The organism is Pseudomonas fluorescens (assembly GCF_002837185.1).
Taxonomy (GTDB): Bacteria; Pseudomonadota; Gammaproteobacteria; order Pseudomonadales; family Pseudomonadaceae; genus Aquipseudomonas; species Aquipseudomonas fluorescens_AM.
Genome location: NZ_KZ477991.1, coordinates 171340 through 184987, shown reverse-complemented (window position 1 = coordinate 184987; position 13648 = coordinate 171340). Strand labels below are relative to the sequence as shown.

14 protein-coding genes are annotated in these 13648 nt (G+C 62.7%); 7 read left to right on the top strand and 7 right to left on the bottom strand.

Annotated elements, in window-relative coordinates:
* Window positions 1-169 precede the first annotated feature (169 nt).
* Window positions 170-1642 carry an AMP nucleosidase gene (gene amn / locus CIB54_RS09275; RefSeq protein WP_162515428.1) on the top strand — a complete coding sequence of 491 codons (1473 nt, stop codon included), beginning with the start codon at window positions 170-172 and terminating at the stop codon, window positions 1640-1642.
* 71 nt (window positions 1643-1713) lie between these two features.
* Complete coding sequence (locus CIB54_RS09270) at window positions 1714-2349, top strand: pseudouridine synthase (RefSeq protein ID WP_065952079.1); 636 nt, start codon at window positions 1714-1716, stop codon at window positions 2347-2349.
* On the opposite strand, the gene CIB54_RS09265 is transcribed toward CIB54_RS09270, so the two are convergent.
* Both CIB54_RS09265 and CIB54_RS09260 read right to left on the bottom strand, forming a co-directional pair.
* On the bottom strand, window positions 2344-2553 hold the full coding sequence (locus CIB54_RS09265) for a DUF2788 domain-containing protein (RefSeq protein WP_032884769.1): 210 nt from the start codon (window positions 2551-2553) through the stop codon (window positions 2344-2346). The two genes, CIB54_RS09270 and CIB54_RS09265, sit on opposite strands and share 6 nt — an antisense overlap.
* Window positions 2554-2750: 197 nt before the next feature.
* A complete protein-coding gene (locus tag CIB54_RS09260; protein WP_003194418.1) occupies window positions 2751-3230 on the bottom strand; it encodes an Lrp/AsnC family transcriptional regulator in 480 nt (159 codons plus the stop codon).
* 417 nt (window positions 3231-3647) lie between these two features.
* Between CIB54_RS09260 and CIB54_RS09255 the strand changes: the two genes are divergently transcribed.
* Complete coding sequence (locus CIB54_RS09255; RefSeq protein WP_065952080.1) at window positions 3648-4664, top strand: DUF6515 family protein; 1017 nt, start codon at window positions 3648-3650, stop codon at window positions 4662-4664.
* Between the two features lie 139 nt (window positions 4665-4803).
* On the opposite strand, the gene CIB54_RS09250 is transcribed toward CIB54_RS09255, so the two are convergent.
* Window positions 4804-5682, bottom strand: coding sequence for a cation diffusion facilitator family transporter (locus tag CIB54_RS09250; RefSeq protein ID WP_101219617.1), 879 nt, complete (start codon window positions 5680-5682; stop codon window positions 4804-4806).
* 9 nt (window positions 5683-5691) lie between these two features.
* Window positions 5692-6111: a polyribonucleotide nucleotidyltransferase gene (locus tag CIB54_RS09245; RefSeq protein WP_065952082.1), complete on the bottom strand. Its 420-nt coding sequence runs from the start codon at window positions 6109-6111 to the stop codon at window positions 5692-5694.
* Between the two features lie 166 nt (window positions 6112-6277).
* Here CIB54_RS09245 and hrpB point away from each other — a divergent pair, with 166 nt between their 5' ends.
* Complete coding sequence (hrpB, locus tag CIB54_RS09240) at window positions 6278-8785, top strand: ATP-dependent helicase HrpB (RefSeq protein ID WP_101219615.1); 2508 nt, start codon at window positions 6278-6280, stop codon at window positions 8783-8785.
* 108 nt (window positions 8786-8893) lie between these two features.
* Here the strand turns inward: hrpB and CIB54_RS09235 are convergent, their stop codons facing one another.
* Window positions 8894-9982 (bottom strand): endonuclease/exonuclease/phosphatase family protein, encoded by a 1089-nt coding sequence (locus CIB54_RS09235; protein ID WP_101219613.1) that lies wholly within the window; start codon window positions 9980-9982, stop codon window positions 8894-8896.
* A 41-nt stretch (window positions 9983-10023) separates the two neighbouring features.
* Window positions 10024-10683 carry a YciC family protein gene (locus CIB54_RS09230; protein WP_101219611.1) on the bottom strand — a complete coding sequence of 220 codons (660 nt, stop codon included), beginning with the start codon at window positions 10681-10683 and terminating at the stop codon, window positions 10024-10026.
* A 179-nt stretch (window positions 10684-10862) separates the two neighbouring features.
* On the opposite strand from CIB54_RS09230, the gene CIB54_RS09225 reads away from it, so the two are divergent.
* The 3 genes from CIB54_RS09225 to CIB54_RS09215 all read left to right on the top strand — a co-directional run bounded on the left by CIB54_RS09225 (window position 10863) and on the right by CIB54_RS09215 (window position 12844).
* Window positions 10863-11594 carry a DUF2076 domain-containing protein gene (locus tag CIB54_RS09225; protein ID WP_101219609.1) on the top strand — a complete coding sequence of 244 codons (732 nt, stop codon included), beginning with the start codon at window positions 10863-10865 and terminating at the stop codon, window positions 11592-11594.
* A gap of 119 nt (window positions 11595-11713) precedes the next feature.
* Window positions 11714-12190, top strand: coding sequence for a LabA-like NYN domain-containing protein (locus CIB54_RS09220; protein WP_057724933.1), 477 nt, complete (start codon window positions 11714-11716; stop codon window positions 12188-12190).
* A 42-nt stretch (window positions 12191-12232) separates the two neighbouring features.
* Window positions 12233-12844 (top strand): 3'-5' exonuclease, encoded by a 612-nt coding sequence (locus tag CIB54_RS09215; protein ID WP_057724934.1) that lies wholly within the window; start codon window positions 12233-12235, stop codon window positions 12842-12844.
* A gap of 140 nt (window positions 12845-12984) precedes the next feature.
* Here the strand turns inward: CIB54_RS09215 and CIB54_RS09210 are convergent, their stop codons facing one another.
* Window positions 12985-13293, bottom strand: coding sequence for a DUF6124 family protein (locus CIB54_RS09210; protein ID WP_065952087.1), 309 nt, complete (start codon window positions 13291-13293; stop codon window positions 12985-12987).
* Window positions 13294-13648 lie beyond the last annotated feature (355 nt).

Here is a 13648-nt window from a genome sequence, read left to right as displayed (position 1 = left end):
TGGGAGGGGGCTTGCCCCCGATAGCAGTGTGTCAGCCACTGCATCTGGTGGCTGATACTCAGCCATCGGGGGCAAGCCCCCTCCCACATTATCAACAGCATTCCAATCCGACTGTTTCAGTGGAGCCTGGATACAGGCAAGATAAAGGCCTGCAAGTCCAGAACACAGGATGCTTACCGTGACCGAAGCTTTTGTTGTCGTTCAAACCGCTGAAGAAGCCGTGGATCGGCTGGCGGCCCTGCATGAGCGTGCGACTGGCGCGCTCAATCAAGCCCTCAAGCAATACCTCAAGGACCGCGTCGAACCCGACGCCGAGCAACGCGCGCTGTTTCGCTACCCGGAACTGCGCCTGACCTACCACTGCCACGGCGAAGTCCCACAGACCACCCGGGCCTATGCCAAGGTGCAATTGCCGGGGACCTACAGCGTTACCGTCACCCATCCGGCGGCTTTCCGTAAGTACCTGCTGGAGCAACTGGTGCCGCTGATGCACGACTTCACTGTGACGGTGGAAGTGGGCGTCAGCCAGCAGAACATTCCGTACCCGTACGTGGTGGAGCAGGGCGACGAACTGGCCGGTTCCGGCGTGACCGCCGCGACGCTCGCCCGCGTGTTCCCCAGCACCGACTTGTCCGCCGCCACCGATGGCATCGCCGACGGTCTCTATGACTGGGAAAACACCGACCCGCTGCCCCTGGCCCTGTTCGACGCGGCGCGTGTGGACTTCTCCCTGCGCCGCCTGGTGCACTACACCGGCAGCGACTGGCGCCATGTGCAACCGTGGATTCTGTTGACCAACTACCATCGCTACGTTGACCAGTTCATCCTGCATGGCCTGGAGCAACTGCGCAGTGACCCTCGCTTTATCCGCATGGTGCTGCCGGGCAACGTAGTGATCGACAAGAGCATGGACCACGGCGAAGCCTCGGCGATTGCTGCCGGTGTGGTCTGGCACCGCTACCAGATGCCGGCCTATCACCTGCAGGCCACTGACGGCCATGGCGTGACCCTGGTGAATATCGGCGTGGGCCCGTCCAACGCCAAGAACATCACCGACCACCTGGCCGTGCTGCGCCCGCACTGCTGGCTGATGATCGGGCACTGCGGCGGGCTGCGCCAATCCCAGACCATCGGCGACTACGTACTGGCCCACGCCTATATGCGTCGCGACGGGATTCTCGACCGCGTGGTACCGCCGAACATCCCGATCCCGGCCCTGGCCGAGGTGCAACTGGCACTTCAGCAAGCGGCGGCGCACGTCACCGGCGAAAAAGGCGAAGAGCTGAAAAAACGCCTGCGCACCGGCACCGTATTGACCTACGACGATCGCAACTGGGAACTGCGCTGGGCCCAGGAACGACCGCTGATCAACCTGTCCCGCGCCGTGGCGGTGGACATGGAAAGCGGCACCATCGCCGCCCAGGGTTACCGTCTGCGTGTGCCGTACGGCACGTTGTTGTGTGTGTCGGACAAGCCGCTGCACAGCGAGATCAAGTTGCCGGGTTCGGCCAACGCGTTCTACGAGCGCGCCGTCAGCCAGCACTTGAAGATTGGCATCGAAGCCGTCGACCTGCTGCGCACCGAACTCAACTCGCTGCACTCGCGCAAACTGCGCAGCTTCGACGAGCCACCGTTCCGCTAAGCGGTTGGAATGGTCATTTAGCGGTCAGGCCACTAGCATTGTGAGTCCTGACCGTTAGATGTTCCTTTGCCATGTCCCGTCCCACCCGTCCCGATGCACGCCGCCCCGGCGTGAAACCCCCGCATGCAGGCCCGCGCCGTGTCGCCAAGGCGCCGCCGGCCGAGCCAAAGCTGATCCTGTTCAACAAGCCTTTCGATGTGCTGACCCAGTTCAGTGACGACGGCGGGCGCGCGACCCTCAAGGATTTTATCGATATCCCCGGTATCTACCCGGCCGGCCGCCTGGACCGTGACAGCGAAGGCCTGTTGCTGTTGACCAACGACGGCCAGTTGCAGGCGCGCATTGCCGACCCCAGACACAAGCTGGCGAAAACCTACTGGGTGCAAGTCGAAGGCGAACCGACCGAAGAACAACTGCAACGTCTGCGCGAGGGCGTGGAGCTTAACGACGGCATGACCTTGCCCGCTGAGGCCCGGCAGTTGGACGAGCCCGAATTATGGCCGCGCAACCCGCCCGTGCGCTTTCGCAAAAGCGTGCCCACGCATTGGTTGGAATTGGTGATACGTGAAGGGCGCAATCGCCAGGTGCGGCGCATGACTGCGGCGGTGGGCTTGCCGACGTTGCGCCTGGTGCGGGTGCGTATAGGCGACTGGTCTATCGAAGGCCTTGATCAGGGCCAGTGGAGGGCAGTACCGGCGCGTTTATAAGGCGCCGGACTCGATCAGGCCGATCACCACGCTTTTGATGATGAACGCGGCTACGCCCAGGCCCAGCACGAAAAACAGGATGAACGAGCCAAAGCGCCCGGCCTTGGATTTCTTCGCCAGGTCCCAGACGATAAAACCCATGAAAATAATCAGGACAGTGACCAGGCCGGTCATCATCCATTCTTCGAACAGGGCGGGGTCGATGTTGTTCATGGGGCTTCCTACTAAGGCAGGCGGGAAGTATACGGCAGCGTCACAGGCGCAACATTGACCTGGGTCGAAGTGCAATCAAACTGTGGGAGGGGGCTTGCCCCCGATAGCTGAGTGTCAGTCAGTATATTTATCAACTGACCCACCGCTATCGGGGGCAAGCCCCCTCCCACATTTGATTTTCATTGATCTTAAGTGCGCAGGTGGGTCAATGGCAGTTCGGTGCTGTTGAGCACCTGGTTCAGCACAAAGCTGGAACGCACGCTGGTCACGCCTTCAATCCGGGTCAGGTGCCCCAGCAGCAGCTTCTGGTAGTGATCCATGTCCGGCACCACCACCTTCAACTGATAGTCGGCGTCCATCCCGGTCACCAGGCTGCATTCCAGTACCTGGGGCAAGGTACGGATGGCCGCTTCGAAATTCTCGAAACGTTCCGGCGTATGCCGGTCCATGCCGATCAGCACATAGGCAGTCAGGCTCAGGCCGAGCATCTTGCGGTCGAGCAACGCGACCTGCCGGGCGATGTAGCCATCGTCTTCCAATTGCTTGACCCGGCGCGAGCAGGGCGAAGGCGACAGGCCGATACGCTCGGCCAGCTCCTGGTTGGAGATCCGCGCGTCACGCTGCAATTCCGCCAAAATACTCAGGTCGTATCGGTCAAGCTTGCTCATTGGGTTGGCCTTTGTCGTAACTATTGCGGTGAATTATCCATGAAGGGTTAAAAATTGCGCAAGCACTGTTTATTGACGCAATCTTCGCAATCATCCGTCGGACGTGTGCCTGTATCGTTATCAACAGAATCACCGCCTGGACAACAGTCCACTGCAGCCCGCCCAATCAGGCGCGCTGCGGCCGCCACCCCAGCAGGGTTGAGCCGGCCTCCAGGCTGCACACTGTCCACCAGACGGCGTGAGGTGAGCCAACGTCAAAAGCGTTGAGCCAGGACGAAATTCTCAAGGGGTGGCCGACGGGTCACCCCTTTTCTTTTGCGTTCAAGAAAATAGTGCTCGTGACTGATAACCTGTCTCAGAACCGGGCGAGGCTTTACCAGTCTCATGAACAAGCCCTAACCCGCAGTGAGGAAAAGCATGAAGCGCATCTGGCGTATGGCAGGTGTTGGTTTGCTGGTGGTCAGCGTCGGCACGCAGGTAATGGGCGACGAGCGCGATAACTCACCGGGCCAAGGGCCGCGGCTGCAGGGCGGTGGCCAGCATGAGCGGGGGCCTGAAGGGGGAGGTCGCCCGGAAAACAATCAGCCACGCCCGCAGGCCCCGCAGGTTGATCGCGGCGGCCACAATGGCGGCGGCCAATGGCAAGGGCGCCCGCCGGTCAATGAACCGGGGCGACCGCAGCCGCAGCCACCCAGTAACCTGCCGATCCAGGGCCGGCCCGACACCGTGCGCCAGACCCAGGAACCGCGCCAGGGTTACTACCGCGACATTCCCCGGCGTAACGACGACAACCGGCACTGGGAGGCCGGCGGTCCCGGTTCGCGCCCCGGCTACAATGGACATCCCAGTGATAACCGCTGGGATAACCGCTGGCCTGGCCGCCCCGATGGGCATGGCAACGGCTGGGGCCCGGGCCCGCAGTATCGCCCCGGCTATATCGTCGACCGTTTCCCGGAGCGCAATTACCGTGTGCCGTATCGCGGCCAGGATTACTTTTTCTCCGGCGGTTACTGGTACCGTCCACAAGGCCCGCGTTATGTGGTGGTAAGGCCACCGTATGGCATCCGGGTGCAGTATTTGCCGGACTACGCCCGTGAAGTCTGGGTGGGCGGTTCGCTATTGTTCCTCGCGGCTGGCGCCTACTACGCCTACGAACAGAACACCCAGCAATACGTGGTAGTGGAACCGCCGGCGCAGGTGCCGGCGCCTCAGCCTGCGCCACAAGGCAATGGCTATAACGTGGTGGCCTATCCTGCCAACGGGCAATCCCCGGCTCAGGTACAGCAGGACGGTTACGACTGTTATCGCTGGGCCGCGCAGCAAAGCGGCTTTGACCCGCAGACCGCTACCTACGCCCCCGACCCGGCGGTGGTGCAAACCTACCGCCAGGCCCAGGGTAACTGCTTGAGCAGTCGTGGTTATCAGGTTCAGTAGTAGGGTTTTAAGCTGCAAGCTGCAAGCTGCAAGCTACAAGCTACAAGCTACAAGCTTGAGGCTTGAGGCTTGAGGCTTGAGGCTTGAGGCTTGAGGCTTATAGCTTGCAGCTTGCAGCTTGCAGCTTGCAGCTTGATGCTTATAGCTGATCCGCAGGATCCGCATGCACCAGCACTTCGGCCTTCGGGTAGGCTCGGTGAATGGCGTCGGCGGCTTGGTCGCTGATGCCGTGGGCCACGGACAACGTCAATTCTCCCGGCAGCTCCAGGTGCAACTGCACGAACCAGTGGTTGCCCGACACCCGCGTGCGCAAGTCATGGGCACCCAGTACGCCGGGTACGCCACGGGCCAGGTCCAGCATGTGCTGGCTGATATCGGCCGGCAGCTCCTCGTCCATCAGCACGGCAAAGCTTTCCCGGGCGATCTGAATGGCGCTCCACAGGATGTAAGCGGCGATCCCCAGGCCGAACCAGGCGTCCACCTGATGCCAGCCGAAACCGGCGAGCACCAAGGCCACCAGGATGCTGCCGTTGAGCATCAGGTCGGAGCGGTAATGCAGCGAATCGGCGCGCACGGCGTTGGAGCCGGTTTCGCGGATCACCCGGTGTTGCAGCATCAACAACGCCACGGTCAGCACCAGTGAGAACACGATCACGCCAATGCTCAGCCAGGGCGCGCCGACGTGTTCAGGGTGCTGCAGGCGTTGATAGGCCTGGAGGGCGATCAACACCGCACTGGCGCCGATAAACAGCGCCTGGGCCATGCCCGACAGGGACTCCGCCTTGCCGTGACCGTAACGGTGATCATCATCGGCAGGGCGCAGGGCGTAGTGCACCGCCAGCAGGTTGAGCAGCGAGGTCACGCCATCGAGCAGCGAGTCGGTCAACCCGGCGAGCATGGCCACCGAACCACTGAACCACCAGGCGATGGCCTTGGTGACGATCAACACACAGGCCACGCCCACCGAGGCGCGGGTGGCCAGGCGCAGAAGCCTGGCGTGTTCGGGACTGCTGGTCATGAACTGTCCTTATGCGGCGGGTTGCAGGCCCAGGGACGCCAGTTGGTGCACGCTGCCCTTGAACTGGATCAGGCGCGGGTCGTCCAGCGGCAAGGTGCGGCCGGTTTCCGTCTGGATGATGCTTTGCAGCTTGGCGTTATCGACCTTGCCGTCGGCGCCGATGGCTTCGTGCAGTTTTTCCGGCGCGACCTGGGCGGTCTTGCCCGGTTCGAAGTAGATCGCCCCCGTGGCGAAGTCGACGCCGAACGCGATCAGGCCCGGGATCACGTAGAACAGCAGGCCGACTGCATCGAGCACGGCAATCGCCGGGTCGATCTTGCCGTCGATCTGGCCGCGCCGATCCGGGTAGAAAATCGAACCGCAGGCGGTGAGTTGGCTCAGCAGCGTGACGGCCAAGACGCCGCCGATGACACGGGAAGCGATACGCATGAAAAAGTCTCCTGAACATATTTAAGGGTGACTATAAGCCAGTTCTGCCAGACGCCGATGCTCCCACACTCGACTGCATTCACAGTCCAGACAGTGGGTGTTTTTGAGACCCGCGTCAGCCTCCGGCAGTTCGCCGTTATACTCGCCGCTCTGCTTTGGAGCCAGTATGAATTCGTTGCCGATTGATGATGTTTTACCCGCCCTGCGTGACGCCTTGGCGATTCGCCATGAAACCGTGCTGGAAGCGCCGCCCGGCGCCGGTAAAACCACGCGCGTGCCCCTGGCCTTGTTGAATGAGCCCTGGCTCGCCGGGCAAACCCTCCTGATGCTCGAACCCCGGCGCCTGGCCGCGCGCGCTGCTGCCGAACGCCTGGCCAGCGAGTTGGGTGAAAAGGTCGGTGAGACCGTTGGCTACCGCATCCGCCTCGACAGCAAAGTCGGCCCCAACACGCGTATCGAAGTGGTCACCGAAGGCATCCTCACCCGTCGCCTGCAGGACGACCCGGCGCTGGACGGCGTGGGCCTGCTGATCTTCGACGAATTTCATGAGCGCAGCCTCGATGCCGACCTGGCGCTGGCCCTGAGCCTCAACGGCCGCGACCTGTTTCGCGATGACCAACCGCTGAAAATCCTGCTGATGTCCGCCACCCTCGAAGGCGAGCGCCTGGCCGGCCTGCTGGATGATGCGCCGATCCTGCGCAGCGAAGGGCGCATGTACCCGGTGCAGATGCGCTGGGGGCGACCGTACCAGGCTGGGGAATTCATCGAGCCGCGGGTGGTGAACACGATCCTTGAAGCCCTGCATGACGAGTCCGGCAGCGTGCTGGTGTTCCTGCCGGGGCAGGCGGAGATTCGCCGGGTCCATCAGCAACTGTCCGACGCCTTGGGTCATCAGCCCAACGTGCTGCTGTGCCCGCTGCACGGTGAGCTCGACCTCAATGCCCAACGCGCCGCCATCGACCCTGCGCCCGCCGGTCAACGCAAAGTGGTGCTGGCTACCAACATTGCCGAGACCAGCCTGACCATCAACGGCGTGCGCGTGGTGATCGACGCCGGGCTGGCGCGGGTGCCGCGTTTCGACCCCGGCAGCGGCATGACTCGGCTCGACACCCAACGTATTTCCCGCGCCAGCGCCACCCAGCGTGCCGGCCGGGCAGGGCGCCTGGAGCCGGGGGTGTGTTATCGCTTGTGGTCCGAGGACCAGCATGACGGGCTGGCCGCCTACGGCAGTGCGGAAATTCTCGCCGCCGACCTCGCCGGCCTGGCCTTGCAATTGGCGCGCTGGGGCGTCACGCCCGCACAACTGGTGTGGCTCGATGTGCCACCGACCGCCGCTTACGCTCAGGCCCAGGATTTGCTGGTGCGCCTGGGCGCCTTGAATAAGGACAAGCTCACCGCACACGGCCAGAAAATGGCCGAATTGCCGGCCCACCCGCGTATCGCCCATTTGCTGTTGCGCGGGCAGGACCTGGGGCTTGCGGCCATGGCGTGTGACGTCGCCGCCTTGTTGGGCGAGCGCGATATCCTGCGCGGCGGCGGTGCCGACTTGCACAGTCGCCTGGCGCTGTTGTCCGGTGAAGAGCGAGCCCGTGGTACCCAGGGCGGGGTACAGCGGGCCAGGCAGTTGGCGCGGCAATATCGCGGCTATCTGAGAGGCAAGGCCACCCAGCCGGTGGCCGACCCCGACCACCCTCGCTGGCTCGGCGCCCTGCTGGCGTTGGCCTATCCGGACCGCGTCGCCCAACAGCGTCGCCCCGGTGGCGCCGAATACCGTTTGGCCAATGGGCGCGCCGCGCTGTTTGCCGAAGCCGACAGCTTGATGAAACAAGCCTGGCTGGTGATCGCCGACCTGGGCAGCCGTCAGGGCCAGCGCGAAGAACGCATCTACCTGGCGGCGGATTTCGACCCGGCGCTGTTCGACACGGTGCTTGCCGAGCAAGTGCGCAACGTCGACCAACTCGATTGGGACGAGCGCGAAGGCGTGCTGCGCGCCGAACGCCAACGCAAAGTCGGTGAGCTGGTGCTCAGCCGTGAACCACTCACCGGTCTTGACGAGGCCGCCCGCAGTCAGGCGCTGGTCAACCTGGTGCGGCGCAAAGGCCTGGAGCTGTTGCCCTGGACCCCGGAACTGCGCCAATGGCAGGCGCGCGTGCTGTTGCTGCGCCAGCTGGAGGCCGGCAAAACCAGCGAATGGCCCGACGTCAGCGACAGCGCTTTGCTTGCCGGCCTGGAACACTGGCTGATGCCCTACCTGGGCAAAGTCTCGCGCCTGAGCCATTTCGCCAACCTGGATATTTCCAGCTACCTGCATAACCTGCTGCCCTGGCCGCTGCCCCAGCGCCTGGAAGAACTGGCGCCGCAGCATGTGAAAGTGCCGTCGGGTTCATCAGTGCGCCTGGACTACAGCGAACACCCGCCGATCCTGGCGGTGCGCTTGCAGGAGTTGTTCGGGCTGGCGGATACGCCACGCATTGCCGGCGGGCGCCAAGTGGTCAAGTTGCACCTGCTGTCGCCGGCGCGGCGGCCGGTGCAGGTGACACAGGATCTGGCGAACTTCTGGCGCAGTACCTATGCCGAGGTGAAGAAGGATTTGAAGGGGCGTTACCCCAAGCATTACTGGCCGGATGACCCCCTGGTGGCCGAAGCGACCGCCAGGATCAAACCCCGAAAGTAGCCGCCCTGGAAATCCCCTGTGGGAGGGGGCTTGCCCCCGATAGCGGTGTACCAGTAACACCTGTACTGACTGACACACTGCCATCAGGGGCAAGCCCCCTCCCACATTTTATTGCGCGGCGGGCAGCAGGAACCGGGCGATCACCGGCAAATGGTTGGAGATGCGCAAGGTATCTTCCTGCCTTACCTTGGCCTCGACCCGCTTGATCCGCGCGCTGTAGAACAGGTAATCCAGTGTCCGATCCGGCCCCTCGAGGCTTGGGTCATTGGGGAAGTGTGTCAGCCATTGCTTGCGGTCGATCCCGCTGGATTCACTGTTGCTCGGGATCATCGGGTATTTGTCCCACAACAGGTGCAACTCACTGTCCGGCGAATACTGGCCGCGTTTTTGCGCATCCAGGCGCAGGAATTGGCCCAGCGGCAGCAGATTGAAATCCCCGCCGATCAACCAGGGCGTGCCACGGCCTTCCAGTTTATCCAGTAACTTCGCGGTGGCCTTCACCTGCTCCTGCACCGCGCTGCGCCCAGGCATGCCGCCGTCCAGGCGCGTGTTGAGCACCGCCAGTTGCCCACCGTCGCTCAGTGGCAGGTAAGTCAGCAACAAGGCGGGCCTGGGCTGGAACTGGCGGCTGATGAAGTTGGCATCCGCCGTGGGCAGTTGCAGGCGCTCGGCGTGCTCGATCTGGTAGCGGCTGAGGGTGGCCAGCTTGCGCCCGACGCTGCCGAAGATGGGCAGGGTGGGCACAAAGTCGGCTTTCCAGTCGAACGCCTGGGTGCTGCACGGGTAAAGGTCGACCAGCCGCTCCTGCAACAGCGCGAGCTGATCCTGGTAATGGGAGGGCTTGGCGCCTTCGTCGATTTCCTGCAACAGCAGGATGTCGGGCTGTTCGTCGCGGATCACCCGCGCCACTTCGTCGAGGCTGAAGGCCATGTCTTCAACCGTGGGCCGTTCATCCGGGCCGCTGCCGTCGGGGGTGTCGTACCAGAACACGTAGTTCTTGCCGGCCAGGTACTGCACGTTCCAGGTCATCACCTTGAGCGCCTGCCCCGGCAGCAGGGTCGGCGCACGCGGCGCCACGCAACTGACCGGCAGGATCTCCTTGTCGGCCGGGCGCCAGGTCAGGCTGTAGATCAGTGCCGCCAACAGGCCTGCAATCAGTAGCAGGCTCAACACGGTGATGCGCAATAAACGGGTCATCGGCTCGGCTTATGTGCGTTTCAGAAGAGGCACGGAGCATATCACCGCGCGTCGGCGTCGCCACCGATCAACATGAATAAACGGAACAGCACCACGCTGGTAAACAGTTGCAGGAAACTGTGGGCGCTGTCCATCAACAGCCCCAGCAGCGGCGCGGGTTCGGGATACGCCGCCACGCTGGCGCCCTTGAGCAGCCACAGCGGGGTCATCACGCACAGCAGGCACACCAGGATGCGCCAGAAATGCCCACGGGTCAGGCGCAGGCTTTCCTTCATCGCTTCAAGCGCCGACATGCCGCGCAATACCAGCAAGTATTCGGCAAACGCCAGCACCACCATCAGCCACAGGCCCGGCAGGAAGTACAGCGACAGCCCGAGCAGAATCAACAACGTGCTCATGGCGGTCAGCAAAGCGAAGCGCGGCCACATGGCCAGGGCCAGGGCCCACACATCCCGGGTGCGCGGCGATTCACCGCGGGTGCGCGCGTCGAGGAACAGGATCAGGGCGCCGGTGTACAACGGATACACCAGTAATCCCACCACCACGCTGTAACCGCTGAAGGCATCCGGGCCCAGCGTATGGTCGAGCACCTGTTGCAACAGGGCTTCGAGGATCACCAGCGGCAGGCACAGCTGGACGATGGCGCCCAGGTTGCGCAGGGTAAAGCGGAAGGAGTCGCGCAGCACGTCTAACGGATTCATCAGAGTCATCACAGGCCGAAAAGCAGGGATACACTTTAACCGATAGCCGGCCTGGGCAAGCAAACGTAAACCTTGAGTAAAGACCATTGAAACAATTGGTAACAGCCCCATAACTAGGGCGTACCTTGCCTGATGTCAGGCGGGACCCTGATTTTTACCGGCAATCTAACGAGGTCGCCATGAACAGCGAAGAACAAACCCTGATCGATGGACTGTTTTCACGGTTGCAGCAAGCCGAGACGGATTCAGCCCCCCGCGACGCCCAGGCCGAAGCGCGGATCAAGGAACACATGACTCGCCAACCGGCCGCCGGCTACTACATGACCCAGTCGCTCCTGGTGCAGGAACACGCGCTGCAAAGCCTGGATGCGCAGAACAAGCAGCAGGCCCAGCAGATCCAGCAATTGCAGGAAGAATTGCAGCGCGCCAAGTCCGCGCAACCGGCCCCGGCCAGCGGCGGTGGTGGCTTCCTGTCGAGCATCTTTGGCGGGGGTTCGCGCGAGGCGCAGCCTGCGCCGGGTAATTCGGGCGGCGGCTGGCGTGAACCGGCGCGGCCATCGTTCAACCCGCCGGCGCCGCAGCAGAATTATCAACCGCCGCAACAACCGGCCGCCGTCGCGCCTGCAGGCAGCGGGTTCCTGGGTGGCGCGATGAAAACGGCGGCCGGCGTGGCCGGTGGTGTATTGCTCGCCGAGGGCATCAGCAGCCTGTTTCATCACAACCAGCAGCCGCAAGTGGTGGAAGAGATCATCGAACAACCGGCGCCGGCCAGTGATCAAGGTGGCTGGGGCAACGATGACCAGAAGTTCGCCGGGAATGACAACTGGGGCGCCAACAACACCGATAGCTTCGCCGACAGCGATTATGCCGACGATTCCTCCGCCTTTGGCGACGACGATTCCTTCGTCTGACCCACTTGACCCGGGGCGCTGCGTCGCCCCGGTCTGATTTTTTCCCGGAAACCTCCCCATGGCTGGCATACTGGCAACCTTTCCGGGCGCTGGCGCCTGGCGGTCAGTGAGGAAGTGCGGTGAAGAAAATTGCAGTGTTCGCCGATGTGCAAAACCTCTATTACACCGTTCGCCAGGCCTATGGCTGCCACTTCAACTACGCTGCGCTGTGGGCTGATATCAGTGCCCATGGGCAGATCGTCGAGGCCTACGCCTACGCCATCGACCGTGGCGATAGCAAGCAGCAGCAGTTCCAGCAAATCCTGCGCAACCTGGGCTTTACGGTAAAACTCAAGCCTTACATCCAGCGCAGCGACGGTTCGGCCAAGGGCGACTGGGACGTGGGCATCACCCTCGACATCATGGACGCCGCCGACCACGTCGATGAAGTGGTGCTGGCTTCCGGCGACGGGGATTTCGACATGCTGCTCGAGCGCATCATCCACAAGCATGGCGTGCAAGCGGTGGCCTACGGCGTGCCGGGGCTGACGGCCAACTCACTGATACGCGCCGCCAGCCGCTACGTACCGATCGAAGGCGCGCTGCTGCTCAAATAAGCGCGGCGGCTCACTAAATTGTCACACGGAGTTGGAACAGGTTTGGAACGTATAGCGGTCATCGACTTTGAAACCACCGGCATTACCCCGAGCAGCCACTGCCGGGCCACGGAAATTGGCGTGGTCATCCTTGAGCGCGGGCACATTGTCGACCGCTACCAGAGCCTGATGAATGCCGGCGTACGCGTGCCCGGTTTCATTGAACAACTCACCGGCATCAGCAACGCCATGCTGCGCAACGCGCCACCGGCCGAGCGGGTGATGAATGAGGTCAATGAGTTCGTCGGCACCACGCCGCTGATGGCCCACAACGCCGCGTTCGACCAGAAGTTCTGGGACTTTGAACTGGGCCTGATCCGCCGCACCCGCCTGCAGAAATTCGCCTGCTCCCTGCTGCTGGCCCGCCGCCTCATGCCGGCGGCGCCCAATCACAAGCTCGGCACCCTCAACAGCTACGCCCAACTGCCCCACACCGGCCAGGCTCACCGGGCGCTGGCGGATGCCGAGATGGCCGCCAACCTGACGGCGCACCTGGCGCGGGAACTGCGCCAGACCCACGGCCTGCGCGAACTGTCCCACGACTTGCTGTGCACCTTGCAGAAAGTGCCGGCGGCGAAGATCAATGAGCACCTGAAGAAACATCGCGGGTTCTGAACCCGCCACAGTCTCAAGAACACCAAAGATCCAAATGTGGGAGGGGGCTTGCCCTCGATAGCGGTGGGGCAGCTGCAGATAAGCTGACTGACACACTGCCATCGGGGGCAAGCCCCCTCCCACATTGGGTGATGCGTCGCCTATCGAGGCTGTGTGCACTCCAACGCCTGATCCACCACCCCCTTCGCCATCTCCACCAAATGCATCACCGCCCGCTGCGGCGCCTTCATTACCTCACCCGACGCGTGGGCCGTCTCCACCGCGCAATGCAACAAATCCGCCGCATGGGCCAGGGCCTCTTCGAAGCTCAGGTTGTCATTCAGGATAAAAATGGGCGCGTCCGGGGCGGATGCCTTGAGGTAGTAGTCGATGGCACGACGGTGGAGCAGGGCGTCTTCGCTGAGGAAATCGGGTTTGGACTTGGGTGGGTCGGGGGTGACTTTGACCATGGTGAAACTCCTCTTGTTAAGCAGGAGCTGCGTCTATTCGCTTGCACGCAAATAGGGTGGCAGCGGTACGCGAGTGTGCAAGACCGGGACAAAAGGCAAACCCAGCAGATCCGAGGATCTCCCGCGCACAGCTGCCATAACAAATCAGCGCCATGTCGTAATAAATGGGCGTTGACTGTGTGAGGCATCTGAAAAGCTTTTGTTTAGTCGGACTTGCACGTCCGGTCACCGAACATTCGATGACAGGGCGAGACTAGCTACCGAATCCGACGGAAACAAGGCTGTGGGATTCTCTCGGAAACGTCCCGCAAATGAAAGGGATCGGTCTTGCTGGCCACTGAAATTCCGGCGGTTT

Excerpts from the sequence above, each read along its gene's own strand:
- amn (WP_162515428.1), top strand. The coding sequence starts at position 170 with ATGCTTACCGTGACCGAAGCTTTTGTTGTCGTTCAAACCGCTGAAGAA.
- CIB54_RS09270 (WP_065952079.1), top strand. The coding sequence starts at position 1,714 with ATGTCCCGTCCCACCCGTCCCGATGCACGCCGCCCCGGCGTGAAACCC.
- CIB54_RS09260 (WP_003194418.1), bottom strand. The coding sequence starts at position 3,230 with ATGAGCAAGCTTGACCGATACGACCTGAGTATTTTGGCGGAATTGCAG.
- CIB54_RS09255 (WP_065952080.1), top strand. The coding sequence starts at position 3,648 with ATGAAGCGCATCTGGCGTATGGCAGGTGTTGGTTTGCTGGTGGTCAGC.
- CIB54_RS09250 (WP_101219617.1), bottom strand. The coding sequence starts at position 5,682 with ATGACCAGCAGTCCCGAACACGCCAGGCTTCTGCGCCTGGCCACCCGC.
- CIB54_RS09245 (WP_065952082.1), bottom strand. The coding sequence starts at position 6,111 with ATGCGTATCGCTTCCCGTGTCATCGGCGGCGTCTTGGCCGTCACGCTG.
- hrpB (WP_101219615.1), top strand. The coding sequence starts at position 6,278 with ATGAATTCGTTGCCGATTGATGATGTTTTACCCGCCCTGCGTGACGCC.
- CIB54_RS09235 (WP_101219613.1), bottom strand. The coding sequence starts at position 9,982 with ATGACCCGTTTATTGCGCATCACCGTGTTGAGCCTGCTACTGATTGCA.
- CIB54_RS09230 (WP_101219611.1), bottom strand. The coding sequence starts at position 10,683 with ATGAATCCGTTAGACGTGCTGCGCGACTCCTTCCGCTTTACCCTGCGC.
- CIB54_RS09225 (WP_101219609.1), top strand. The coding sequence starts at position 10,863 with ATGAACAGCGAAGAACAAACCCTGATCGATGGACTGTTTTCACGGTTG.
- CIB54_RS09210 (WP_065952087.1), bottom strand. The coding sequence starts at position 13,293 with ATGGTCAAAGTCACCCCCGACCCACCCAAGTCCAAACCCGATTTCCTC.